This window comes from Terrabacter sp. AAH1 (assembly GCF_054456855.1).
On record NZ_JBTJJV010000002.1, the window covers coordinates 340,584 to 364,044 of the forward strand.

24 protein-coding genes are annotated in these 23,461 nt (G+C 71.5%); 12 read left to right on the forward strand and 12 right to left on the reverse strand.

Annotated features, from left to right (window positions below):
- Positions 1–38: 38 nt before the first annotated feature.
- From ACXR8F_RS05535 to ACXR8F_RS05545, 3 genes are read right to left on the reverse strand one after another with little or no spacing between them, the layout of a single operon-like run.
- A complete protein-coding gene (locus ACXR8F_RS05535; RefSeq protein ID WP_458799077.1) occupies positions 39–659 on the reverse strand; it encodes a class I SAM-dependent methyltransferase in 621 nt (206 codons plus the stop codon).
- A 19-nt stretch (positions 660–678) separates the two neighbouring features.
- Positions 679–1,803, reverse strand: coding sequence for a metallophosphoesterase (locus ACXR8F_RS05540; protein ID WP_458799078.1), 1,125 nt, complete (start codon positions 1,801–1,803; stop codon positions 679–681).
- A gap of 18 nt (positions 1,804–1,821) precedes the next feature.
- The gene (locus ACXR8F_RS05545; RefSeq protein WP_045189134.1) at positions 1,822–2,097 is read right to left on the reverse strand and encodes a DUF2277 domain-containing protein; all 276 of its coding nucleotides are present in this window, start codon (positions 2,095–2,097) and stop codon (positions 1,822–1,824) included.
- A gap of 221 nt (positions 2,098–2,318) precedes the next feature.
- Here ACXR8F_RS05545 and ACXR8F_RS05550 point away from each other — a divergent pair, with 221 nt between their 5' ends.
- Both ACXR8F_RS05550 and dnaB read left to right on the forward strand, forming a co-directional pair.
- A complete protein-coding gene (locus tag ACXR8F_RS05550) occupies positions 2,319–3,131 on the forward strand; it encodes a glucosamine-6-phosphate deaminase (RefSeq protein WP_458799079.1) in 813 nt (270 codons plus the stop codon).
- A 421-nt stretch (positions 3,132–3,552) separates the two neighbouring features.
- The gene (gene dnaB / locus ACXR8F_RS05555) at positions 3,553–4,941 is read left to right on the forward strand and encodes a replicative DNA helicase (RefSeq protein WP_458799080.1); all 1,389 of its coding nucleotides are present in this window, start codon (positions 3,553–3,555) and stop codon (positions 4,939–4,941) included.
- An 84-nt stretch (positions 4,942–5,025) separates the two neighbouring features.
- Here dnaB and ACXR8F_RS05560 read toward each other — a convergent pair whose 3' ends face one another.
- Together ACXR8F_RS05560 and ACXR8F_RS05565 are read right to left on the reverse strand one after the other, a co-directional pair.
- Positions 5,026–5,262, reverse strand: a complete 237-nt coding sequence (locus ACXR8F_RS05560; RefSeq protein WP_458799081.1) for a DUF1059 domain-containing protein — start codon at positions 5,260–5,262, stop codon at positions 5,026–5,028.
- Between the two features lie 79 nt (positions 5,263–5,341).
- Positions 5,342–5,758 carry a hypothetical protein gene (locus ACXR8F_RS05565; RefSeq protein ID WP_458799082.1) on the reverse strand — a complete coding sequence of 139 codons (417 nt, stop codon included), beginning with the start codon at positions 5,756–5,758 and terminating at the stop codon, positions 5,342–5,344.
- Between the two features lie 188 nt (positions 5,759–5,946).
- On the opposite strand from ACXR8F_RS05565, the gene ACXR8F_RS05570 reads away from it, so the two are divergent.
- Positions 5,947–6,708 (forward strand): DUF4396 domain-containing protein, encoded by a 762-nt coding sequence (locus ACXR8F_RS05570; protein WP_458799083.1) that lies wholly within the window; start codon positions 5,947–5,949, stop codon positions 6,706–6,708.
- Between the two features lie 15 nt (positions 6,709–6,723).
- On the opposite strand, the gene ACXR8F_RS05575 is transcribed toward ACXR8F_RS05570, so the two are convergent.
- Positions 6,724–7,548: an alpha/beta fold hydrolase gene (locus ACXR8F_RS05575; RefSeq protein ID WP_458799084.1), complete on the reverse strand. Its 825-nt coding sequence runs from the start codon at positions 7,546–7,548 to the stop codon at positions 6,724–6,726.
- Between the two features lie 150 nt (positions 7,549–7,698).
- Here ACXR8F_RS05575 and ACXR8F_RS05580 point away from each other — a divergent pair, with 150 nt between their 5' ends.
- Complete coding sequence (locus ACXR8F_RS05580) at positions 7,699–8,547, forward strand: DinB family protein (RefSeq protein ID WP_458799085.1); 849 nt, start codon at positions 7,699–7,701, stop codon at positions 8,545–8,547.
- Positions 8,548–8,583: 36 nt separating this feature from the next.
- Here the strand turns inward: ACXR8F_RS05580 and ACXR8F_RS05585 are convergent, their stop codons facing one another.
- The 5 genes from ACXR8F_RS05585 to ACXR8F_RS05605 all read right to left on the reverse strand — a co-directional run bounded on the left by ACXR8F_RS05585 (position 8,584) and on the right by ACXR8F_RS05605 (position 13,082).
- Entirely contained in the window at positions 8,584–9,492 is a 909-nt protein-coding gene (locus ACXR8F_RS05585; RefSeq protein WP_458799086.1) for a hypothetical protein, read from the reverse strand.
- A gap of 94 nt (positions 9,493–9,586) precedes the next feature.
- On the reverse strand, positions 9,587–10,357 hold the full coding sequence (locus ACXR8F_RS05590) for a MerR family transcriptional regulator (RefSeq protein WP_045189166.1): 771 nt from the start codon (positions 10,355–10,357) through the stop codon (positions 9,587–9,589).
- A gap of 58 nt (positions 10,358–10,415) precedes the next feature.
- Positions 10,416–11,177 carry an ABC transporter permease gene (locus ACXR8F_RS05595; protein ID WP_458799087.1) on the reverse strand — a complete coding sequence of 254 codons (762 nt, stop codon included), beginning with the start codon at positions 11,175–11,177 and terminating at the stop codon, positions 10,416–10,418.
- A gap of 9 nt (positions 11,178–11,186) precedes the next feature.
- A complete protein-coding gene (locus tag ACXR8F_RS05600) occupies positions 11,187–11,954 on the reverse strand; it encodes an ABC transporter ATP-binding protein (RefSeq protein ID WP_458799088.1) in 768 nt (255 codons plus the stop codon).
- 78 nt (positions 11,955–12,032) lie between these two features.
- Positions 12,033–13,082 (reverse strand): NAD(P)-dependent alcohol dehydrogenase, encoded by a 1,050-nt coding sequence (locus ACXR8F_RS05605; protein WP_458799089.1) that lies wholly within the window; start codon positions 13,080–13,082, stop codon positions 12,033–12,035.
- A gap of 84 nt (positions 13,083–13,166) precedes the next feature.
- Between ACXR8F_RS05605 and ACXR8F_RS05610 the strand changes: the two genes are divergently transcribed.
- The 8 genes from ACXR8F_RS05610 (at position 13,167) to ACXR8F_RS05645 (ending at position 22,477) form a co-directional block, all read left to right on the forward strand.
- Positions 13,167–13,862, forward strand: coding sequence for a TetR/AcrR family transcriptional regulator C-terminal domain-containing protein (locus tag ACXR8F_RS05610; protein ID WP_458799090.1), 696 nt, complete (start codon positions 13,167–13,169; stop codon positions 13,860–13,862).
- 222 nt (positions 13,863–14,084) lie between these two features.
- On the forward strand, positions 14,085–15,221 hold the full coding sequence (locus ACXR8F_RS05615; protein ID WP_458799091.1) for an aminotransferase class I/II-fold pyridoxal phosphate-dependent enzyme: 1,137 nt from the start codon (positions 14,085–14,087) through the stop codon (positions 15,219–15,221).
- Positions 15,218–16,273 carry a guanitoxin biosynthesis L-enduracididine beta-hydroxylase GntD gene (gene gntD, locus ACXR8F_RS05620; protein ID WP_458799092.1) on the forward strand — a complete coding sequence of 352 codons (1,056 nt, stop codon included), beginning with the start codon at positions 15,218–15,220 and terminating at the stop codon, positions 16,271–16,273. The genes ACXR8F_RS05615 and gntD overlap by 4 nt, the downstream gene beginning before the upstream one ends.
- Positions 16,270–17,085 carry an acetoacetate decarboxylase family protein gene (locus ACXR8F_RS05625; protein WP_458799093.1) on the forward strand — a complete coding sequence of 272 codons (816 nt, stop codon included), beginning with the start codon at positions 16,270–16,272 and terminating at the stop codon, positions 17,083–17,085. The genes gntD and ACXR8F_RS05625 overlap by 4 nt, the downstream gene beginning before the upstream one ends.
- A complete protein-coding gene (locus ACXR8F_RS05630; RefSeq protein ID WP_458799094.1) occupies positions 17,082–18,794 on the forward strand; it encodes a putative PEP-binding protein in 1,713 nt (570 codons plus the stop codon). Before ACXR8F_RS05625 ends, ACXR8F_RS05630 begins: the two co-directional genes overlap by 4 nt.
- Positions 18,791–20,002 (forward strand): ATP-grasp domain-containing protein, encoded by a 1,212-nt coding sequence (locus ACXR8F_RS05635; protein WP_458799095.1) that lies wholly within the window; start codon positions 18,791–18,793, stop codon positions 20,000–20,002. The genes ACXR8F_RS05630 and ACXR8F_RS05635 overlap by 4 nt, the downstream gene beginning before the upstream one ends.
- Positions 19,999–21,243, forward strand: coding sequence for an ATP-grasp domain-containing protein (locus ACXR8F_RS05640; protein ID WP_458799096.1), 1,245 nt, complete (start codon positions 19,999–20,001; stop codon positions 21,241–21,243). Before ACXR8F_RS05635 ends, ACXR8F_RS05640 begins: the two co-directional genes overlap by 4 nt.
- The gene (locus ACXR8F_RS05645; protein ID WP_458799097.1) at positions 21,230–22,477 is read left to right on the forward strand and encodes an MFS transporter; all 1,248 of its coding nucleotides are present in this window, start codon (positions 21,230–21,232) and stop codon (positions 22,475–22,477) included. The genes ACXR8F_RS05640 and ACXR8F_RS05645 overlap by 14 nt, the downstream gene beginning before the upstream one ends.
- 21 nt (positions 22,478–22,498) lie before the next feature.
- Here the strand turns inward: ACXR8F_RS05645 and ACXR8F_RS05650 are convergent, their stop codons facing one another.
- The gene (locus tag ACXR8F_RS05650) at positions 22,499–23,290 is read right to left on the reverse strand and encodes an HNH endonuclease family protein (RefSeq protein WP_458799098.1); all 792 of its coding nucleotides are present in this window, start codon (positions 23,288–23,290) and stop codon (positions 22,499–22,501) included.
- Positions 23,291–23,461: the final 171 nt, after the last annotated feature.

Here is a 23,461-nt window from a genome sequence, read left to right on the forward strand (position 1 = left end):
CGAGCCTGGGACGTCGGCGGTGTGCGACGACCGGTCGGTCAGGACTTCGTCGCGCGGCCGAGGTAGCCGAAGGTCCACGGCTTCATGAGCGAGGGCATCGGGGCGTACGCCCGCTCCACCTGCTCGACGACGAGCCCTGACTGCTCGACGAGCTCGTCGATGGGCCGAGTGAGGTGGCAGCCGTCGAAGACGCGCTTCTGCATCGGCTCGAGACGGTGTTGCCAGCGGCGCACGCGGTCGTCGGGTGAGACGCCGTGCTCGAGGAAGTGCAGGGACCCGCGCGGACGCAGCACGCGCCGCACCTCGGACAGGGCGGCGGCGACGTCGGGGATGGTGCACAGCGTGAAGGTCGACAGCGCCGCGTCGACGCTCTCGTCGTCGAGCTCGAGACGCTGCCCGTCGAGGCCGCCGCGGACGATCGGGATCGGGCTGCCGGCCCGGCGTGTGGCTCCGAGGTCCCACCCGACGTCGGAGGGCTCGACGGCGACGACCCGGGTGACCTCGACCGGGTAGAGACCCACGTTGCCGCCGCTGCCGAAGCCGAGCTCGACGACCTCGCCCCGGAGTCCCTCGCAGGCGCGTGACCGCAGCGCCACGAGCGCCTCGTTCTCCGCGCCGGCGACCAGCCGCGGCGTGACCTGTCTCGCCCAGAAGCCCATGCCCGCAGCCTAGGCGGGGTCAGCCCACCCGGAGCGTGATGACGGGGATCTCCGGAGGGGCCAGCACGCGTACGGGGGGACCCCACGCGCCCGCGCCGCGGCTGGTGAGGACGGGCACGTCGCCGACTGTGCCGAGCCCGTCGATGACCGGCTGCTGCAGCAGCACGGCGTAGCGGAACGGCCACAGCTGGCCGCCGTGGGTGTGCCCCGACAGCTGGAGGTCGACGCCCTTGCCACGCGCCGACTCGGCGGCCTTCGGCTGGTGTGCCGCGAGCACCGTGAAGGTGTCGGCGGCGACGCCACGCAGGGCGGCGTCGATGTTGGGCGCGTCGGGCCCGCGACCGGTCTCGTCGTGGATGCCGGCCATCGAGATGGTTGCGGATCCCCTTGTCAGGGTTGCGTTCTCGTTGCGCAGCACGTCGATGCCGAGGGTCTCCCAGTGGTCCATCCAGGCGTCGGCCTCCTGCGAGATGAACTCGTGGTTGCCGCTGACGGCGAAGACGCCGAGCGGCGCCTCGAGTCCCGCGAGCGGAGCCAGGGCCTCGGACACCTGCGCCACCTTGCCGTCGATGAGGTCGCCGGCGAGCACGACGACGTCGGGTCGCTGGGCGTTGACCTGGTCGACCACCCTGCGGGTGAAGCCGGCGTCGCGGACAGGTCCGACGTGAAGGTCGGTGACGAGCGCGACCCGGAGCCCGTCGAACTCGGTGGGGAGGTCGGCGTCGCTGACCGTCACCGCAGTGACCGACGGCTGCGCCGCCTCACCCAGGCCGTATGCCGTCGCGCCGAGTGCCGCGAGCACGACGACGGGCGTACCGACCCTGAGCGTGCGACGACGAGCCCGCGAGCCGGCGAGCCTGGTTGCGAGCGAGACGATCCCGAGGAGGAGGACTCCGAGCAGTAGGTACCAGGCGAAGGCCAGCCAGGTCATGCCGAACCATGCCACCCAGCGGGCACGGCGCGGGTCGATGACACCGTCCTGGACGGCGAAGGCGGCGAAGACCGCGATCCAGCCGACGACGAGCAGGAGGAGCACGAGGCGTCGAACCGGGACGGGCCAGTCGGGCGCGACGGCGAGGCGACGGTGGAGCAGGAGGGTGAGCAGCGCGAGGAGCGCCGCGACGATGGCGACGAAGATCGACAACGGAGGCTCGGCCGGCGGTCAGGCGGGGGTGCCGAAGCGGACGGCGTTGCGCTCCCGGGCCTTCTGCCGCTCGACCTCACGGTCCTTCGGCGGTGCGCTGGTGGTCAGGTGGTCGAGCAGGTGCTGCGTCGCGTGGGCGACCGCCTCGACGGCCTCGTCGAAGGCGTGCTGGTTGGCCTGGCTCGGCCTGGTGCTGCCGCTCACCTTGCGGACGTACTGCAGCGCGGCGGCGCGCACCTCCTCGGACGTCGCGGCGGGCTCGAAGTTGTGGAGCTGGCGGATGTTGCGGCACATGGCTCGACTGTATGTCGCCGCACCGACCGCGCGGAGTTCGGAGGATGTGTGGACGAGGGTCGTGCCGGATTCATGGGCGCCCTGGACCTCCCGGCCCGAGTGGAGATGCTCCCGGCGGACGTGCCGGTGGCCACTCTCGGTGCCGCCCGGCTGGGCGGATTGCGGCGACACGAGGCTCGGCCTGCTGGAGTCGGTGCTGACCCGATGGGCATGGTGGGGTGATGGAGGTCCTCGTCCTGCCCACGCCCGCAGACGGCGCCCGTCGGGCTGCCGAGCTGGTCCTCGCAGGTCTCGTCGACGCCGGCAGACCCGAACCGGTGCTCGGCCTCGCCACCGGGTCGTCACCCCTCGGGCTCTACGCCGAGCTGGCGGCCGCGGTTGCCGCGGGACGCCTGGACCTCACGGCCGCAAGGGGTTTCGCGCTCGACGAGTACGTCGGACTGCCGCCTGGACACCCGCAGTCGTACCGGGAGGTGCTCCTTCGCGAGGTGTGCACACCACTGCGCCTACGGCCGGACCGACTCCACGTGCCGGACGGGTCCGGTGCCGACGAGGCGACCCTCGTGGCGGCAGCGGCGGCCTACGAGCAGCTGCTGGAGAGGGCCGGGGGGGTGGACGTGCAGATCCTGGGCATCGGCGCGAACGGCCACCTGGGCTTCAACGAGCCCGGATCGGCGCTGTCGTCGCGCACGAGGGTCAAGCGGCTCTCGGACCGCACCCGGGCGGACAACGCGCGGTTCTTCGAGGGCCCCGACGACGTGCCGACGCACTGCGTCACGCAGGGCCTCGGCACGGTGCTGGAAGCCCGCAAGCTCGTGCTCGTGGCGTCGGGCGGCGCCAAGGCCGAGGCCGTCTCAACCGCCCTGGAGGGGCCGCTGTCGGCCTCCTGTCCCGCGTCGGTGCTCCAGTGGCACTCGGACGCCTTCGTCGTGCTCGACGAGGCCGCGGCGGGGCTGCTGCGCAACCGCGACTACTACGACGCCGCGGCCTCGGGTCTGGCCAAACCGCATACGCCCTCGACAAAGGCGTGGTAAAGGGCTCATCCTGCTCTGGTGAGGCGTCGGCCACAGGTTTGCTGTGGACAACCCCACAGGCCTGTGCCGGTTGTTCTCCACAGGCGGTGGACGGGCGTTTGCCCAGTTCATCACGTGTAGCAGCCTGTGACCTGGGCCACACGTGCACAGTTGTGCACACACGTTGTCCACACCTGTTGACGGCGTGTCGCGCGCATCGGTCCCCAGGTTGTCCACAGGTCGTCTTGTGTGCCGGCGGGCCCGGCCCTAGGTTTGCACGGTGCTCCTCGGGGAGGGCGGTTCGACGGGTTGGTAGGGCCCGGTCACCGACCCTGTCGGCGCCGCGTTGTCTACTAGGTGCGGACCGAGGTTGCACCGCTGTCATCTCACTCACGCACCACACCCGCACGACTCAGGGGAACTCTCAGGGGAAGGGGAGCACGTGTCGCTCGACGAGCTGAGCACGAGCGCTTTCGCGTCGTCGTCGACCCGTGACGGGGGCCCACCCGACGACCGTCTCCCGCCACAGGACGTCGGCGCCGAGCAGTCGGTCCTCGGTGGCATGCTCCTGTCCAAGGACGCCATCGCCGACTGCGTCGAGCAGCTCAAGGGCACCGACTTCTACCGCCCCGCGCACGAGCTCATCTACGACGCGATCCTCGACCTCTACGGTCGCGGCGAGCCCGCCGACGCGATCACCGTCAGCGACGAGCTGACCAAGCGCGGCGACCTCAGCCGCGTGGGTGGGCAGGCCTACCTCCACCAGCTCATCGCCTCCGTGCCCACGGCCGCCAACGCCGGCTACTACGCCCAGATCGTCGCCGAGCGCGCCGTGCTGCGCCGCCTCGTCGAGGCCGGCACCCGCATCGTGCAGCTCGGCTACGCGCAGGGCGGCGGTGACGTCGAGGACATCGTCAACGCCGCCCAGGCAGAGGTGTACGCCGTCGCCGACAAGCGCGGCGGCGAGGACTATGCGGCCATCGGCGACATCATCGAGGCCACGGTCGACGAGATCGAGGTCGCCTCCGGTCGATCCGGTGAGATGACCGGTGTCCCAACCGGATTCACCGACTTCGACGCTCTCACCAACGGCCTGCACCCGGGACAGATGATCGTCATCGCCGCCAGGCCGGCCATGGGAAAATCGACGATCGGCCTGGATATCGTGCGGTCGGCGGCGATCAAGCACAAGATGGCCGCCGTCGTCTTCTCGCTCGAGATGAGCCGCACCGAGATCACCATGCGTCTGCTCTCGGCCGAGGCCGGCATCCAGCTGCAGCACATGCGCAAGGGCACCATGCGTGAGGAGGACTGGACCCGACTGGCATCCACGATGGGCCGCGTGTCCGACGCTCCGCTCTTCATTGACGACTCACCGAACATGTCGCTCATGGAGATCCGTGCCAAGTGCCGTCGGCTCAAGCAGCGCGAGAACCTCAAGCTCGTCGTCATCGACTACCTCCAGCTGATGAGCTCGGGCAAGCGCGTCGAGTCGCGTCAGCAGGAGGTCTCCGAGTTCTCCCGTGCGCTCAAGCTGCTCGCCAAGGAGCTCGAGGTCCCGGTCATCGCGATCTCGCAGCTGAACCGTGGTCCCGAGCAGCGCACCGACAAGAAGCCGGCCATGAGCGACCTGAGAGAGTCGGGATCGATCGAGCAGGATGCCGACATGGTGATCCTGCTCCACCGAGAGGCCGCCTACGAGAAGGACTCCCCTCGTGAGGGTGAGGCCGACCTCATCGTGGCCAAGCACCGAAACGGCCCCACCGACACGATCGTCGTCGCGTTCCAGGGCCACTTCAGCCGCTTCACCAACATGGCCAACAACTTCTGACACGAGCCCACCGACACCGGGCCTGCGGTCGGGTCGGGCAAGAGTCGGGGCGCGCCGTGTGGCGCGCCCCTGTCTGGTGCGGTCTCAGGCCTCGGGGAGAGCCGCGAAGGCCGCCTTCGTGTCGCGGTACCAGTCCATCGACTTCTTCGGGTGCCGCCACCGGCCCTTCATGGCGTCGCGTGCCTGCTGGTGCGAGGTGTCGCCAGCCCTCTCGGCCTCCCTGAGGTGGCGGTCCTGGGCCTTGATGACCTCGTCGGCGTTCTCGCCGTGGTGCTCGAGGTCGCAGGGCCCTCCGAGGGATCGGCAGGTCATCGTCTTCATGTCAGCTCCTTCGTCGGGGTGGTCCTTGTGGTCTGATGACGATCCTCGCCGAAGGAATGTGACAGGGCGCGTCGACGGTCTAGGCGCGGCGTGCGTCGAGGGCGCGGAGCGTGGCCCACACGCCCAACGTGATCAGCAGCAGCGAGGGCACGAGCAGGGGCGAGCGCCAGGGCGCGAACGCGCCGTAGCCGCTGACGGCCACAGCCATCGCAGCGAACATGGCTGCGCCCGTGATGATCTCGACGATGCCGAGGGCCACGCGCAGGGCACTGGGGCGGGCCGCACGGGCACTGCGCACCGCGGCGTACGCGAAAACGAGACCGACGACGACGAGGACCAGGCCGGGGGCGAAGAGCGCGGTCTCGAGCTCGGCTCGCGGTGACCTGCTGGTGACGACGAGGACGACGCCGAGGACCACGGTCGCGAGCCCGACGAGGAGGTGTCCGACGCCGAGGGCAACGTCGACGTCGCCTCGAGGGGAGGGGCTGCTGTCCATGCTCCAGCGAAGCACCGATCGGGCCGCGTGGGCGTGAGTAGTCGTACTTCACGGCCGATCGCGACGGTCACTCGGCCGAAGAAACTGCGGCCAGGAGGGAATGGCAGGCGCCTTGACCCCGTTGTCGTCAGCAGGCAACATACCCATGGGGGGTATGTTCGGAGGGGCACACGACGGAGGAACCGACCATGAGCGACACCTCGCACGTAGACCACGCAGACCAGGCAGGCCAGGCAGAACACGCCGGCCACCACACCGACCCGGCCCACGCCGGCGGGCACGACCACGGCAGCCACGGTCACGGCAGCCGCGGTCACGGCAGCCACGGTCACGACGGTGGTGGCCTGTCGTCCATGGCGGCGAGCGCGACCCTGCACTGCCTCACCGGGTGTGCCATCGGCGAGATCCTGGGCCTCATGATCGGCACCGCGATCGGTCTGGCCACCGGGGCCACGATCGCCTTGTCGGTGGCGCTCGCCTTCCTCTTCGGCTACACCCTCTCCAGCTTCCCGCTGCTGCGCTCCGGGCTGACGTTCGGCGCGGCCCTGCGCCTCGTCCTCGCGGCCGACACCGTCTCGATCCTCACGATGGAGGTCGTCGACAACCTCGTCATGGCCGTCATCCCCGGCGCGATGGACGCCGGTCTCGTCAACGCCGTCTTCTGGGTGAGCATGGCGATCTCGCTGGCCGCCGCCTTCGTCGCCGCCTACCCCGTCAACCGCTACCTGTTGCGCCGGGGCAAGGGGCACGCCCTGACCCACGACCACCACGGGTCGAGTGCGCCGGTCACCGGTGCCCGGCGGTTCATCCCCGTGCTGCCGCCCGCTGCCCTCGCTGCCGCCATCGCGTCGTTCATGCTCGGCGGTCTCGTCGTGTCGGTCGCCGACGGCCTCGCCCAGCAGGACCAGCCCGCCGCCCCGACCCACGCATCGGTCTCGGTGGAGCGCTGAAAGACCGACCCGGTCTCAGTCACCGTCCACGAAGGTGAGGATGTCGTGCGCCACACGCCGGTCGCTCGCGACCTGCATGTGGCCGCGACCGGCATACCTCACCGGTGTGCAGTCGGGGATGAGACGCACGGTCTCGTCGACGACGTCCGGAGGGAAGAAGCGGTCGAGCTCGGCACTGACCAGCACCACGGGGACCGTGATCTCAGGCAGCGCCTCCCATGCCCGGAAGCCGATCTCGGCCTGCGCCTCGACGAGCAGGTCCGAGGGCGGGTAGCTCTTGCCCGACATGAGGCTGCGCCCGAGGAACGGGCCGACGACCTTGCGCAGCCAGCGTCGCCCGTCGCCGGGCATCGCGTACTCCGCGAAGGTCGTCCCGACGCCCGCCGTGTCACCGCGTGTGACCGCGCCGGCGAGCCGCGCGTCGACCTGCCTGCCCCACTCGCTGACCTCCGCGGCAGCGACGACGACGGCGACCCTGCCGACGTGGTGGCCGCCCCGGGCTGCGAGCAGCAGCGCGATCATGCCCCCGTACGACTCGCCCACGACCAGGTCGACCCGCCCGCCCAGCTCGTCGACGATGACCGCTGCGAGGTCGTCTGCCATGTCGGCGACCGTGTGCCCCGCGGGCAGGTGCCGGGGCCGGGTCACGTACCAGATGGTGTAGCCGGCGTCGACGAACGGCTCGAACCAGCGAAACGCCATCCGTGCCCAGAGCCCCCGCGGCACGGAGCTGCCCGGACCGCCCGGGAGGAAGAGCAGGCTCCGGGGCCCGGAACCCCACGAGGCGAAGTCCATCCCGCAGGCGAACGTCCCGCTGCGCCAACCCTGCTCACCGGCCACCGGTCCACCGCCTCTCAGGCTCCAGAACCACGGTCCCGCAAGACGCGCGTTCCGGGAAGAGGCGGCGAACGGCCAGGCCGGCAGCCATGTCGTCCGAGTCCATGTCACAGCGGACGCCGTTCGTCCGGGACCCGACCTACGCTGCTCGACATGAGCGACGATACGTACGAGGACCGCACGGGCACGAAGTTCGAGAGGGTGCGACTCACCGGGGCGAGCTTCGAGGACGTCCACCTCGACGGTGCCCGCTTCCACGACGTCGTGCTGACGGGCGCCACCCTGCGGCAGGTCGATCTGCGCGGGCTGCGGGCCCGCGACGTCTGGCTCGAGGACGTCGACATCACCGGCGACATCGGCAATCTCCGCATCAACGGCGTCGACGTGGCGCCCTTCGTCGAAGCCGAGCTCGACCGCCTCCAGCCCGACCGGCCGAAGATGCGGCCCACCGACGCCCAGGGCTTCCGCGACGCGTGGGACATCCTCGAACGCCTCTGGGGCGAGACCGTCGAGCACGCACGCACCTTCACCGCCGACCAGCTGCACGAGGGCGTCGACGGCGAGTGGTCGTTCATCGAGACGCTGCGCCACCTCGTCTTCGCCACGGACGCATGGGTGTGCCGGGCCCTGCTCGGCGACCCCGAACCGTGGGACGCCCTCGACCTGCCGCACGACGAGATGCCCGACAGCCCACCGGTGCCGCGTGACCGCGACGCCCGACCGACGCTCGACGAGGTGCTCGACGTGCGCGCCCGCCGGATGGGCACAGTGCGTCGCGTCGTCGACGGCCTGACCGACGAGGCACTCGACGGCACGACGGAGCCGGTCACCGAGCCCGGCTACCCCGAACCGGAGCCGTATGCCGTCCGCAGCGTCCTGCGCATCGTCCTCAGCGAGGAGTGGCTGCACCGTCAGTACGCCGAGCGTGACCTCGCCGTCATCGCGGCACGAGCGGAGGGGCGCCGGGACCCGCAGCCCGCGGTCGGCGTACCCCCTCGGTGAGACCTGGCGCCGCGCGAGCGCGAATTACGCGACCGGTCAACGCGCCCGGTCGACGATCCGCCGATGCACCTCGTGCAGCCTCGACGCCACGCCCTCCGTGACGCGCTCGCCGTCCGTGAGCCAGTCGAGCAGGGCGGTGTCGTCGCGGGTGACGCCCAGCCGGGCATCGGCGACGGCGGCGGCCATGAGGGCACCCGCGCGGGCCACGGGCAGGGCCCCACCGAGGGCCTCGACGGCCCACGTGTCGGCGTCGTCGATGAGCTCGTCGTCGACGTGCCTGCGCCGGGAAGCGGCGAGCGCCGCCGCTGCTGCCGGCAGGGCGCCGACGGCACCCGACCCGGCTGCCGACTGCACCTCACGCACCAGCTCGTCGAGGTGGATCTCGAGGAGCCACGACGGCATGCCTCGCCCGGCGAGGACGCGAGCCAGCCACTCCACCTGACGGACGGCGGCGGCCTCGTCGAGGGAGGCCAGGGACACGAGCCAGGCCGAGTCGGTCGTGGCGAAGCGCGACCCGCGGGCTCCGTAGCGCGCGCCGTAGTAGGGCATCGCGTCGATCGACCGCTGCGCGGCTCGCACCGCGGCCCGCAGCAGCGTGGCCTCGGTGGTGATCTCGTAGCCCCCCGCGTCGGCGTTGACGACCGCGGCATCGGCGGGCAGTCCCTCCTCTCGTCGGACCAGCCCGGCGACGACGTGGTTCACGGCCTCGGCCACCAGCTCGACGACCCGCTTCAGGTCGGCGCGGGGGGCATCACGCGCGCTCAGTCGCCCCTTGAGGGCCTGGCGCAGCACCGACGCCTCGGTGGACCGGGTGGCCACGACGAGTCGCTCGACCCCCACGACCGCAGCGACGACGGCCGGGTCGTCGAGCGGTCCCGTGGTGGCGCGGTCGACGTGGTCGAGCAGCAGCTGCCGCGCCTCGGCGATTCGTTCCGGTCCACTCATGGCACACATTCTGGTGGGCGGTGGGCCGCCCGTCTGCCGGACCCCGCTGGGCGCCGCCTGCCTCCGAGCGACCGTGCGGGTCCTCGCCTGCGCCTCAGGCTGGTTCGAGGCGCCGGATGTCGGTCCACCCGGTCCAGCCGCGCTCCTCGAGCAGCTCGAGCAGGCGCGCCGCGCAGGGGAACGACTCGAGGAACGCGGCGTCGAGCAGCTCGACGAGCTCCCTGCTGACGGGGTGCACGTCCTCGAAGTCGGAGGCCTCGGCTGCGGCCGCCTCGATGAACGCCGCGACGCGGTCGGCGAGCGCGGGCAGGCGCGGGTCGTCGGGCCCGCAGTCGACGAGGTCGGCGAAGTCGAGGTAGAGACGCCGCAGCCCCTCGTGCTCGAGCTGGAGCTGCTTGATCTCCATGAGGTCTGCAACGGCGTCGGGCATCTGCGCGGCGATGAGGATCCAGCTGTCCCGCTCGATCTCGATGATCCGCTGCGGGAAGCCGAGCTCGCGCATCCGCTCGACGTAGGCGACGGCCGCGGGCGGCAGGCTGAGGCTGTCGCCGGCGGCAAGCTTCGCGATGCGGTCACGGTGCCGCTGACGCTCACGGATCTCGGCCCGCAGTCGGCGGTCGATCTGCTCGACCGCCGCCGCGAACTCCTCGTCGCCCGCGTCGAGCAGCTCGCTCACCCGCGCCAGCGGCACGCCGGCGTCGGCGAGCGTGCGGATGCGCACGAGCTGCACCACGGCCGCCGCGTCGTAGCGACGGTAGCCGGAGCGGTCGCGCTCGGGCTCCGGCAGCAGCCCCTTCGCGTGGTAGTGCCGCACCGCGCGGACCGTCACGCCCGCGTACGCGGCGAGCTGGCTGATCGTGAGCATGGCCCCATTCTCCTGACGCGGGGGCGAGATGGCGTATGCCGTGTGGCCCGGCACGTCGTCAGGTGACCTTGGCGCGGTAGGTGCGCAGCGCGAGGACGTACGCCACGACGAGCAGCCCGACGCACCATGCGAGCGCGACCCAGACGTCGGTGCCGACCGGCTGCTCCGCGAGGAGCGCCCGGATCGTGTCGACGATCGAGGTGACCGGCTGGTGCTCCGCGAACCAGCGGACCGGCCCGGGCATGCCCTCCGTCGGCACGAAGGCCGAGCTGACGAACGGCAGGAAGATGAGCGGGTAGGAGAAGCCGCTCACCCCGTCGACCGACTTCGCCGTGAGGCCGGGGATGACCGCTAGCCACGTGAGGGCCAGGGTGAACAGGACCATGATGCCGACGACCGCAAGCCACGCGAGCAGCCCTGCGCCGGAACGGAATCCCATGAGCAGAGCGACGAGGACGACGAGGACGAGGGAGATGAGGTTCGCGACGACCGAGGTCAGGACGTGGCTCCAGAGCACCGAGGATCGGCTGATCGGCATGGACTGGAACCGCTCGAAGATGCCGCCGGAGACGTCGGTGAAGAGCCGGAAGGCCGTGTAGGCGATGCCCGACGCGACGGTGATGAGCAGGATGCCGGGCAGCAGGTAGTCGACGTACGACTGGCTGCCCGCGTCGATGGCGCCTCCGAAGACGTAGACGAAGAGCAGGAGCATGGCGATCGGCGTGACGGCCGTGGTGATGATCGTGTCGGGGCTGCGCAGGATGTGGCGCAGCGACCGCTTGGTCAGGACGGTGGTGTCGCCGAGGGCGTGGGTGGTCATGGGTGGTCCTCAGTTCGCGGGGGTCGAGTGGCCGACGATGGACAGGAAGATCTCCTCGAGCGTCGGTTGCTTCTCGACGTACTCGATCTCGGTGGGCGGCAGGAGCGCCTTGAGCTCGGCGAGCGTGCCGTCGGCGATGATCCGGCCCTCGTGCAGGATGGCGATGCGGTCGGCGAGGTGCTCGGCCTCGTCGAGGTACTGGGTCGTGAGCAGCACGGTGGTGCCCCGGCCGGCGAGGTCCTGGACGGTCCTCCACACCTCGAGCCGTGACTGTGGGTCGAGGCCCGTCGTCGGCTCGTCGAGGAAGAGCACGGCAGGGTCGCCGATGAGGCTCATCGCGATGTCGAGCCGCCTCTTCATGCCGCCCGAGTAGGTGCCGGCCCGTCGACCGCCCGCGTCGGTGAGACCGAACCGGTCGAGCAGGTCGTCGGCGACGCGTCCGGGCTCGGCGACCCGTCGCAGCTGCGCGACGAGGACGAGGTTCTCGCGGCCGGTCAGGATCTCGTCGACGGCGGCGAACTGTCCTGTGAGACTGATCGACTCGCGGACCCGGGCGGCCTCGGTGGCCACGTCATGGCCGTTGACGCGGGCGGACCCGCTGTCGGCGGCGAGCAGCGTGGCGAGGATCCTGACGGTGGTGGTCTTGCCGGCCCCGTTGCTGCCGAGCAGCGCGAAGACGGATCCCGCCGGGACGCGGAGGTCGACGCCCTGCAGCACCGCGGTCTCGCCGTAGGACTTCGTCAGTCCGACGATCTCGATGGCGTGTGTCGTTGTCATGGGACGAGCGTGCAACCCTGACGCAGCGTCAAAGTCAAGTCCCGTGCGCCGGCGCTCTGGCGGCGGGGTCCGGGACGCTCAGGGGCGGACGACGACCTTGCCGAGCAGCGTGCCCTGCTCCATGGCTGTCAGGGCGTCGGCGACGCCGTCCAGGCCGACCGTGCGATCGATGGCCGGCCGCAGCGCACCGGTCGCGACGAGGTCGCCGAGCCTGGCGTGCAGCTCTCGGGACTGGCGGGTGACGAACCAGGTCAGGTGCTGGCGCGAGAACGGGTCGAGGGCTGCTGCGGCGAGGTTGCGGTGCAGGCCGCCCAGCCATCGGCCACCGCCCTCACCGCCGACGATGACGAGCGTGCCGGTCGGGGTCAGGACCCGGCGCAGCTCGCTGATCGGTCGGTTGCCGGCGACGTCGATGACGGCGTCGAAGGGGCCGGCGAGCTCGCCGACGGTCGTGGTGCGGTAGTCGGCGACGTGCTGCGCCCCCAGGGCGCGGACGAAGTCCGCCTTGCCGGCGCTGCACACCGCGGTGACCTCGGCGCCCAGGTGGGCGGCGATCTGCACGGCGAAGCTGCCGACGCCGCCCGAGGCGCCGAGCACGAGGACCCGCTGGCCGGCCTCCACCTGAGCGTGGCGCTGCACGGCCTCGAGAGCGGTACCGCCCGAGATGCTCAGGGTCGCGGCCTGCTCGTCGCTGACCTCGGCCGGCGTGGTCGCCAGCTGGGCGGCTCGGGCGACGGCGAGCTCGGAGAGGGAGCCGGCGGCGGTGCCGAAGACGCGGTCACCGACCGCGAGACCCGCCACCTCCGGACCGAGGGCGACCACCTCGCCGGCGACCTCGAAGCCCAGCACCGGCTGACGCGGCCGGCGGAGCCCGAAGGCGGCGCGGGCGGCATACGGGGTGCCGGTGAGCAGGTGCAGGGCGCCGCGGTCGAGGCCTGCGGCTGCCACCTTCACGAGCACCTCGGCACGGCCGGGCTCGGGTCGTGGGATGCGTTCGACCTGCAGCTCGGTGACGCCGCCGTAGCGGCGCCGGGTGACGGCCCGCCCGTGGTCCGGGAGGGGCGAGGTCCCCGTCGAGGACGCCTGTGAGGTGGTCAGGTCGGAGGGCTGGTGTCCGAGAGACTCCATGTCAGGACTCACTCTCTTACGTTGTAAGGTACGAGCCGACGCTAGCATTACGCCGTAAGGTTGACAACCCCCTCTGGAGGTCCGGTGCCCCCGCGCAAGCTCACCCGCGAGAGCGTCCTCGACGCCGCGGTCGTCATGGCCGACGCGGAAGGCCTCAGCCGACTGACGATGCGCCGGCTGGCCGGCGAGCTCGGGGTCGAGGCGATGTCGCTCTACCACCACGTCGCCAACAAGGACGCGCTGCTCGACGGCATGGTCGACCGTGTCTACGCCGAGGTCGTCCTCCCCGACGCTTCAGGCGACTGGCGCGTCGAGCTGCGTCGCAGGTCGCTGTCGGTGCGCGAGGTCCTCGGCCGGCACCCGTGGGCGTTGCCCCTCATGGAGTCGCGCCGCACGCCCGGGCCGGCGACCCTGGCCTACCACGACGCCAACATCGCGTGCCTCCGCGCGGGCGGTTTCAGTCCCCGACACGTCGCGCACGCGTATGCCGTCGTCGACGCCTTCGTCTACGGCTTTGTCCTGCAGGAGACGACGCTGCCGTTCGACTCGGGCGCCGAGGCGGCCGACTTCGTCAGCACCGGTCCGCTCGCCGAGCTCCTCGCCGCGTACCCCAGCATGGCCCTGGTTCGCCCAGCACGTCGTGCTCGCAGACGGATACACGTTCGCCCGCGAGTTCGAGCCTGGCCTCGAACTCGTCCTCGACGGGGTGGCCGCCCTGCTCGGTTGAGGGGTCATGTGCTTCTCCGTCTCTGGCGTAAAGACGAACTCTGCGCTCCGTAAAAACTTCGTCAAGAAGCCAGCAGGCTAAATCGACCTCCGTGGCCACATCAGCGCAGGTCAGGGAGGGTGTGGGCGGCGAACACACAGGGTTCCCGGTCCTCGGAGGTGGCCGATCGCGGTCGCCGCGCCACGTAACGTTCGGCGCCGATGCGCCCGGACCGGGCGACGCCCGATGGGTCGCGGCGACAGGGTCGCGCCCACCACGCACACAGGGGAAGCACGATGACAACGGTGACCACGGCCACCACCAACCTGACCGAGCTCGAGCAGGTCGCGATCGACTCGGAGGTCAACCTCTCGGACGGCCACCCGCGGCAGAGCCTCACCCCGGCGCAGCGCGCCATCGTCGACGCCATGCCCGACCTGTTCGACGAAGCCACGCGCACACCCCTGCGCGACCTCGAGCCGCGAGCCCAGCGAGCCTTCTTCGGCATGCTCGGCCAGCACCGCGCACCGATCGCCGAGGGACGCGTCTTCAGCGTCTACTCGAGCAGCGTCGCCACGACGGCCGTCGGCTACGCCATGGCCGAGTCCGACGAACGCGTCGCACTGCTCCACCCCACCTTCGACAACATCCACGACCTGCTGTCGCGCCAGCTCGGCATCGTGCCGCTGCCCGAGCCGTTCGACCCCGCCACCGGCGTCGCGGCAGCCTTTGCCGACGGTGCGACCGCGATCTTCCTCACGACCCCGAACAACCCGACCGGTCAGTTCCTCGACGAGCCGACCCTTCGCCGACTGGTCGAGGAGTGTGTCACCTACGACCTGACCGTGTGCCTCGACACGTCCTTCCGTGGCTTCGAGCCGCAGACGCAGTTCGACCACTACGCGTTGCTCGAGGACTCCGGCGTCCGTTACGTCGTCATCGAGGACACCGGCAAGCTCTGGCCCGTCTCCGAGCTGAAGCTGGGATTCGTGGCCGTGAGCCACCACTGGCGGCGGCCGGTCGAGCACGCCCTGAGCGACATCCTCCTGAGCGTCTCGCCCTTCGTCCTGGCACTCGTCGAACAGCTCGCGCTCGACGGCGCGAACGGCGGACTCGAGCAGCTGCACGCCCTCGTCGCCACCAACCGCGGACGCGTGGCACGCCTCGTCGCCGACCTCCCCGGCGTCACGCTCCTCGACGCACCCGCAGCGGTGTCGGTCGCCCGGCTCGAGCTGCCGTCGTCCTCGGTCGCCGACGACATGAACGGGCGTCTGCGTGAGCGCGGGGTTCACGTGCTCCCGTGCGGTCCGTTCCACTGGGACGCGCCGTCGGAGGGCTCGGCGCAGCTGCGGATCGCCCTCGCCCGCGACCCCGAGGTCATCGACTCCGCCTGCGACGTCATCGCCGACGTGTGGGAGGACGTGCGCCCGTGACCGCGACGCACACGCGTCCGTGGGTCGCCGAGTACGAGCTGTGCGCCGACGAGATCGAGACCGTGGACGCGCTCGTGGAGGCGAACCCCGCCCTCACGAGCCTGCCGACCGATGACCCCGACTGGCTCTTCGAGTGCCTGGCCGTGGCGCAGGGTCTGCCCGAGGGGCTGCGACGCCGGCTGCTGTCGTTCCGCGTGCGTGAGGATGCCGCCGTTCTCGTGGTGCGCGGCTGCCCGGTGGACGACGAGCGCATCGGCCGCACACCCGACTCGTGGCAACACAGCGACGAGGGGGCCCGCACGCGCCGCGAGCTCGCGTGGCTCGGCCTCGTGACCGCGCTCGTCGGTGACGCCGTCGCGTGGGCGACGAAGCAGGACGGCCGCGTCGTGCACGACATCGTGCCCGTGCGCGGCCACGAGGACGAGCAGCTCGGCAGCGGCTCACGCACCGCGTTGACGTGGCACACCGAGGACGGCTTCCACCCGCTTCGCGCCGACTACCTGGCGTTGATGTGCCTGCGCAACCACGACGCTGCCGGCACCACGGTGGCCGTGCCTGCGCCGGACGACCTGCCGGACGACGTCGCCGCCGTGCTCACCGAACCCCGTTTCCGGCTCCTGCCCGACGGGTCGCACTTCCAGGGGGTCGGCCAACGCGTACGCGACCTGCTCGGTGACGACGTGCTCGCGCGGGGACGTGCGCGGATCGAGTCGCTCCGCGACGAGCCCCCCGCCCGTCCTGTCTTCTACGGGGCGCCCGAGGCGCCCTACGTCGCCGTCGACCAGCACTTCGCGGAGCCGGTGCCCGGCGACGCGCTGGCTGCGGACGCACTTCGCCTCGCGCAGGAGCAGATCAGCCGCACGCTGCAACCGGTGGTGCTCGGACCCGGCGACATCGTCGTGCTGGACAACCATCGCGCCGTGCACGGCCGCGAGGCATTCACGCCCCGGTTCGATGGAACCGACCGCTGGTTCAAGCGGATGAACCTGACCCGCGACCTGCGCCAGTCACGGGCCTATCGGTCCACGAGCGACGGAAGGGTGATCGCGTGACCACCACGACCAACCAGCGGCTGGCGGGGTACACCGCACCGCTCAGCCCCCGCGGCACCGCGAACCTGGTACCGCCGCCCCCGTGGCACTTCTCCGGAGACGTCCTGCTGGTGGAGTACACCGTCGACCCGGACGTCCTCGCCGCCTTCCTGCCGGCCGGGCTCGTCCCTGACGGTGACCGACCACGTGCCGCTGCCATCGTCGGCGACTGGCAGTCGTGCACCGACGACGGGTCCGAGCTCGTCGAACCGGTCCGCTCGCGCTACCACGAGTTCTACATCGCGCTGTCCGCGCGGCGGGCCGACACCGGCGACTTCGTGGTGCGCGCCCCGTTCTGCTGGGTGGACAAGGACTTTTCTCTCGTGCGCGGGCTCGTGCAGGGATACCCGAAGAAGCTGGGCTCGATCGGGATGACCCGCAGCTTCCCCGTGGGCCGCGCAGGGTGCGCCCCGGCTCCCGGCACGAGGCTCGGGGGCACCCTTGCTGCGCACGACGAGCGCCTGGCCCGCCTCGAGGTGTTCCTCGAGGAGCCGGCCGACACGGTGCCAGACCTCATGACGGCGCCGCTGGCCCACTCGCGCATCTTCCCCGCTTGGGCCGAGCACGGCGGGTCCGTCGACGAGCTCGTGACGGGCGGGAGCCGCGACCAGGCCGTCGCCGACGTGTGGAGGGGCTCGGCCACGCTCGAGCTCTTCGACAGCCCTTGGGAGGAGCTGAGCGCACTGCGTCCGGTCGAGGTCCTCGGCGGCTACCGGTTCTCCTTCGCCGAGACGATCACCGGCGGCCGGCTGCTGGCCGAGTCGGGACGATGACGGGGCCAGCGGCGCTCGAGCGGCTGCGTCACGGACTCGCGGCCCATCGCGTGGGTCGAATCGACACGGCGACGCTGCTGCGGGTCGTGACCCCGGACGATCTCGCGCTCCTGGTCGACCCACCCCTGGCCCTCGCCCCCGACGAAGGCCTGCCGGCCACGGTGCTCTCCCGCGGGTCAGGATCCGGCAGGCTCGTCGACGCCGCCTCGTGGCGCGCCTCGTCCGACACCGACCAGGACATCGCGAGCGCGGGGGGCGTCTCGGGCGCTCCGACCAAAGAGTCGTCTGAGCTCGTCGTCCTGCTGTGCGATCGGCTCGACGTCGGGTTGCTGCGGCACGCACACCGGTTCGCCGCGGTCGTCACGGTGACGGAGGACGCCACCGCGCACGCCGTCATCCTGGCCCGGTCCGCGGGCCTGCCGCTCGTCCAGGTCGCGCCCGGCCTGGCCGCTGGGCTGCGCCGGGAGTCGCTGGGCCGTCAGGTCGCCGTGGACGCCCTACACGGCGCGCTCCACGTGCTGCGCGACGGTGACCGCCCCGGGGTCGGGGGCGCCGGGCATCCTCCCGAGTGTGACGAGCTGCTCGACGTGGCCCGTCGACACACCGGGCTGCACGTGTTCGCCAACGCCGACACCGGACGCGAGATCGGTCGGGCGCGGGACCGCCACGCGACCGGGTTCGAGCCGCGCCTCGAGCACATGCTCGTCGCGGGCGACGCCCTCCTCACGGTGCGCGCTGCGCTCTTCGGTGCCGGCCCGGACCGCGTCCACCACCTCGACCGACTGGAGTCGCTCGTCGACGAGTCGGTGGTGCAGGCCTTCAATGCGGCTCACGGGTTGCCTGTCTACGTGCGCCTGCTCGACCCACCGTCACATGAGTTCGCGCCCGCGGCCGACGACGAGTCGGGATGGGCCGAGCTGGCCGCCCACCTCGGCGAGCCCGTCGATACGGTGCGCGCCCGCTGCGCGGCCGCAGCCGAGACCAACCCGATGCTCGGGCTGCGTGGTGCGCGTCTGCTGTTGCGTGATCCCGAGCTCTGCCGCGCCCAGCTGCGTGCCTTCCGCAAGGCTGCCGCGTCGACCGGCGCAACCGCCCACGTCACGCTGCCGATGGTGTCGAGCCCCGAGGAGGTCGTCGCCCTGGCCGCGGCAGTCCGCGAGGTGTTCGCCGGGCACGAGACCGGCGTACGCATCGGTGCCATGGTGGAGACCCCGCGAGCCGCCCTGCTGGCCGGCTACATCGCCCCGCACGTCGACTACCTCTCGTTCGGCACCAACGACCTCACCGCCCAGGTGTTCGGGCTCTCCCGCGGCGACACCGTGGCACGAGTGCTGCAGCCCTACCTCGAGGCCGGCTGGTACCCGCACGACCCCTTCGTGCAGCTGGACCCCGCCGTGGCCGAGCTCGTGCGGGTCTGCGTCGACCGGGCGCGAGCAGCCAACCCCGCCATCACATTCACCGTGTGCGGCGAGCAGGCCGGGCACGACACCGCCGTGGCGCTGGCGGCCGAGATCGGTATCGACGCAGTGGCGGTCGGCATCGCCGACGTCCCGCGGCTTCTCCTGGCGGCGGCCGTGGCCACGACCAGCGGCGCCCACGTGGGTGAGCGCGTGGGCGAGCGCGTGGGCGAGCGCGTGGGTGAGCGCGTGGGTGGGCGCGTGGATGAGGACGTCGTCGGCGAGGCCGATCCCGAGGAGCGCAGCGCATGACCGTGACCCTGGTCGCTCACAGCACCCGCCTCAAGATCGACTGGACCCAGGTGCGCCACCCCGTGCGGATCGTCGTGCCGGAGTCCTTCGTCGGCAAGGTGCGCCCCGTCGACCGAGAGCGTGCTGTCGAGGTCGTCGTCGTGCCGGACGATGACGTCGCGGCGCTCGTCGTCGCCGCGGCTTCGGGTGACGATCGCGGACGGGTGGCGACGTTCGACGAGGACCTCGTCGTTCCGCTCGCCGCCGTGCGGCAGGCCGCGGGTGTGCCTGGCATGGGACCGGAGGTCGTGCGCCGCTTTGCCGACAAGTCCGTGATGAAGCAGCGCCTCGCCGGCATCGTGCGACTGCCGGACTGGCAGCTGCTGCCCGCGGCGGGAGAGTGGCCCACGCACGAGCAGCTGACGGCGCGGCTCGGTTCTCCCTTCGTCGTCAAGCCCGTCGACGGCGCGGGCAGCATCGGCGTGGCCAGGGTGGCGTCGGGGGAGGCCTGGGACGAGGTGCAGGCTGCGCGTGCGCCGGGTCGCGTCTACGAGGCCGACGCCCTCGTGACGGGCGTGCTCTGTCACGTCGACACGGTGAGCCGCCCGGGCGCACCGCCCCAGGTGGTCGTCGCCGAGTACACCTGGCCCAACGCAGAGTTCCTCGACGGCAAGGCCGTCGGCAGCATCCCCCTTGCCGACGACGACCCGCGGACCGAGCCCTTGCGCCAGCTCAATGCCAAGGCCCTGAACGCACTGGGCGCCGGGCACGGCGTCTACCACCTCGAGGCGTTCGTGCCGGAGGACGGTGGTGTTCCCGTGTTCCTCGAGGTCGCGGCCCGCCCGGGTGGCGGCATGATCACCGAGCTGTACGACCGGGTCCTCGGCCTCAACCTCCACGCCGCGACGATCGACGCGGCAGCGCACGACGACGGTCGGCTGCCGGACTGGTTCGGTGCCACCAAGCCGTGGCCCAAGGCGTTCGGCACCTGGCTCTGGGTCCCCTCGCGCGCAGGGCGCGTGCTGCGGACGGACGACCCGTCCACTCGCGGCACGGTGGAGTCGTACTGGCGATGCGCTCCCGGCGATGACCTGCGCGACGCCCGGCACGTGCAGGAGCGGGTGGCCGGAATGCTGGTCACCAGTGACAACGCGGCCGACGCCCGCGCCGACTTCGAGTTCCTCCGCTCCGGCTACCGGGGCCTCGTCCTGACCGGGGAGCAGCCATGAGAGACGTCGTCATCCTCCACAAGACGAGCCGATTCAAGTTCGACTTCGCCGACATCGCACGACGCGACCAGCGCCTGCACGTCGTGACGCTCACGAGAGGCGGTGTCGCGCTCACCGACGACCAGCGAGCGCACGTGCACGCGGTGCACTCCGTCGGCGCGTGGACCTTCGACGCGTTGGGCTCTGTCGTCTCGGGCATCGTGGCCCAGAGCGACACGGGAGCCGACGGAGTGCTGCTCGTGACGCACGACGAGTACTCCATGCTCTTCGCCGCCCGGTTGCGCGAGAGTCTGGGCCTGCCCGGGGCCCGGGTGGAACAAGTGCTCCGCTTCACCGACAAGCCCCTCATGAAGGAGCTGGTCGCGGCAGCGGGTGTCAGGGTGCCGCGTTGGGTGCGGGTCGCCGACGTGCGACCGAAGGGCGAGACGGCGGGTGCCGTCGCACGTACCGCTGCTGCCGTCGTAGCCGTCACCGGACTGCCGGCCTTCGCCAAGCAGGTGGCCGGCACGTGCAGTGAGGGCGCCGTCCGCATCGACTCGATGGCCGAGCTCGTCGACTGGCTCGAACGCGACGACATCGACCACGACGAGTTCGAGGTCGACGAGTTCGTCACCGGAGAGCTGCTCCACGTCGACTGTGTGGTGCAGGACGGCAAGGTCGTGCACGCCCAGACGTCGCTCGACTCATTCCCCAACGCCGAGACGGTCAGCGAACGGCCCCTGGGCACGCTGACGCTGCCGCCCCACAGCGATCTCGGGCAACGGATGCTCGCCTTCAACGACTCGTGCCTCGCCGCGCTCGGCCCTCTCATCGACGGCACCACCCACCTCGAGTTCTTCGACACCGGCCGTGAGCTCGTCTTCCTCGAGGTCGCGGCACGCAGCCCGGGCGGCGACTGCCCACGGGCGTATGCCGTGCAGAGCGGGGTGAGCTACCAGTCGGTGTTCTTCCGCATCCAGCTCGGTCTCCCCGTGTCGCTCGACCCCGCCCCGGGTCCGTGGGTCGCGTGGTGCTGGTACCCGTGGCGACGCGGCCGTGTCGTCGAGGTGACCAGCCCACCGATCGAGAGCACGCACGAGCTGACGGCCGCCGCCCGGCCGGGGCTGGTGTCCGACGGTGGGAGCGGCACGCGCGACCGCGCCGTCAGGGTGTTCGCCACGAACCATGACTTCGACGTGCTGGCGCGCGATTTCGACGTGCTCCGTCACGAATGGGAGCCGGTCGTCTATGCACCGGCGTGACGCGTCACGGCAGAACCCGGCGCTCGGGGCGGGGCCGTCGGCCCTACTCGCCGGCTTCTTCCTCACCAACGTCGGCAACGGCGCCTACACCCTGGCCGTCGGCCAGCTCATCCACGCGGCAACCGGTTCCATCCTCGGCTACGCCCTCGTCGTCTTCAGCGAGTTCGGCTTCAAGCTGCTCGCGCAGGGCGTCACCGGTCCCGACCGGCTGCCGGCCGCGCGGCTCTGCGCGGCCTTCGACACTGTGCGCGCGTTCGCGATGGCGGTCGCCGCAGTGCTGCTGCTGCACGGGTCGTGGCTGCCTGCGGTCGTGGTGGCCACCCTCGCCATCAACCTCGTCAAGCCGTTCTACATCTCCGCCACGTTCCGTCTCGTCGTGGACCTCGTGCCCGAGCGGGCCTACGAGACCTACAACGCCGGGTTCATCGCGGTCCGCCAAGGCGGCTTCCTGCTGGGAGTTCTGCTCTTCGGGGCGCTGGCGGGACGCCTCGAGGCCTCCACCGTGGTGTGGTTCAACGCGGGCAGCTACGTCGCGATGGCGTCGGTGATGGCCGTGCTGGCGCGACGGGGCTCCGGCGCCAACGGTGATGCCAAGGTCTCCGGCGGCGGGTGGGCCGACACCGTCCGCCTCTGTCGCGACCGGCCGCTGCTGCGACAGGCCGTGCTCGCCAGCCACGACGGCGTGCTCATCTACCTCATGTCGCTCTACGTCCTCGCCACGAGCGAGTCGACGTTCGCCGCAGAACCGAGGATGCTGCCGGTGCTGCAAGGTGCGTTGGTCGCCGGTTCGGCGGCGGCGGTCGTGGTGGTGCGTCGGGTGCCCGCATCGGTGCTCGAGCCGCGCCGGTCCCTGCCCGTACTGGTGTCGGTGGAGGTGCTGGCTCTGGTCGTCCTCGCCCTTGCGGGTTCGGTGGCAGCAGCGGCGGCGGTGGCGCTCGCGGTGCTCGGCGCAGCGGCGGGGACGTCGGCCAGCCTGACGATGTCTGCCTTGATGCGCCTGGCCGAGGGGCGGGCCCGTGGGCGCGTGGCAGGCCTCCAGCTGCTCGTCACCGCCGTACTCATGATCGCGGCGGGAGCGGTCATGACTCCGGTGCTCGACGTGCGCGTGGGGACGGCGCTCGCGGTCCCCCTCGTGCTGTGCGGCGGGTTCGCCCTGCTGCTGCGACTCGCAGTTCGGGCGCGGCAGCGAGACGTGGACGCGAACGAGCCTGCCGTCAGCACCGTGGCGCCCTGACCTCGACCCGCCTCGGCGTGGTCAGCGGCAGGTGGTGAGGACCCGCGTGACCGCGGCCTTCTCGGCCGCGGTCACCCACAGGTGGTAGCGGGTCTTGACCGCCACCTGTCGTGCGACGTAGGTGCAGCGGAACGCGCGGTTCGGCGGCAGCCAGGAGGCAGCGTCGGAGTCGCGCTTGGCACCGTTGGTCGGGCCGTCGACGGCGAGGAGGTTGAGCGGGTCGTTGGCCAGCGAGATGCGCTGCTCGCGCGTCAGCGCCTGCCCACCCTTGACCCACGCGTCACCGAGGGCGACGACGTGGTCGATCTGGACCTTCGACGAGAAGGGGCCGCGCTCGAAGGTGATGACGCGTCCCGTGTAGGGGTCGGCGAGCCGCCCCGACGTCACGACGCAGCCGTGGGTGCCGGGCTTGAGGCGCTCTGCGGTGAGGTCGCGGCGGAGCACGTCGTTGCGGGTGTCGCACCCGTTGTGACCGCCGGCCACGTCGGCGTCGTCGGTCCACGCCGGACCGAACTGCTCCCGGGAGTAGCCGGTCTTCGGGGCTCGTCCCTTGACCGGCAGCCGGTCGAGCTGCGAGAGCGCCGCGCGCGCCTGGGCTGCCGAGATCGTCGGGGTGATCGGGGCGGGCAGGCTCCTCGTGGTGCCCGGGCGCGACCCGTCGACCTCGGTCGGCGCGTGGTCCCGGCCACCCGGTGCCGCCCCCGTCAGGACCGGGAGCCCGCATCCGCCCACGAGCACCGTCAGAGCGGCAACCAGGGCGGCAGCGAGGGTGCGCGGGTGCTGCGCAGTGGCACGCTGAGGGAGTCTTGGCACGGTGAGAAACCTTGGCACACAAACCAACCCGTGACGGCACGCCCCGCCGCACCAGGCCGATGCGGGGTGGGCCCGGACGCTGGACTCACGGCTGGTTCCCAGCCCGGGCACGGTGCCCTCCCACCCGGCCGGCCTACGGTGCCGCATCGCCACGCGCCCGGCGACGGGTGG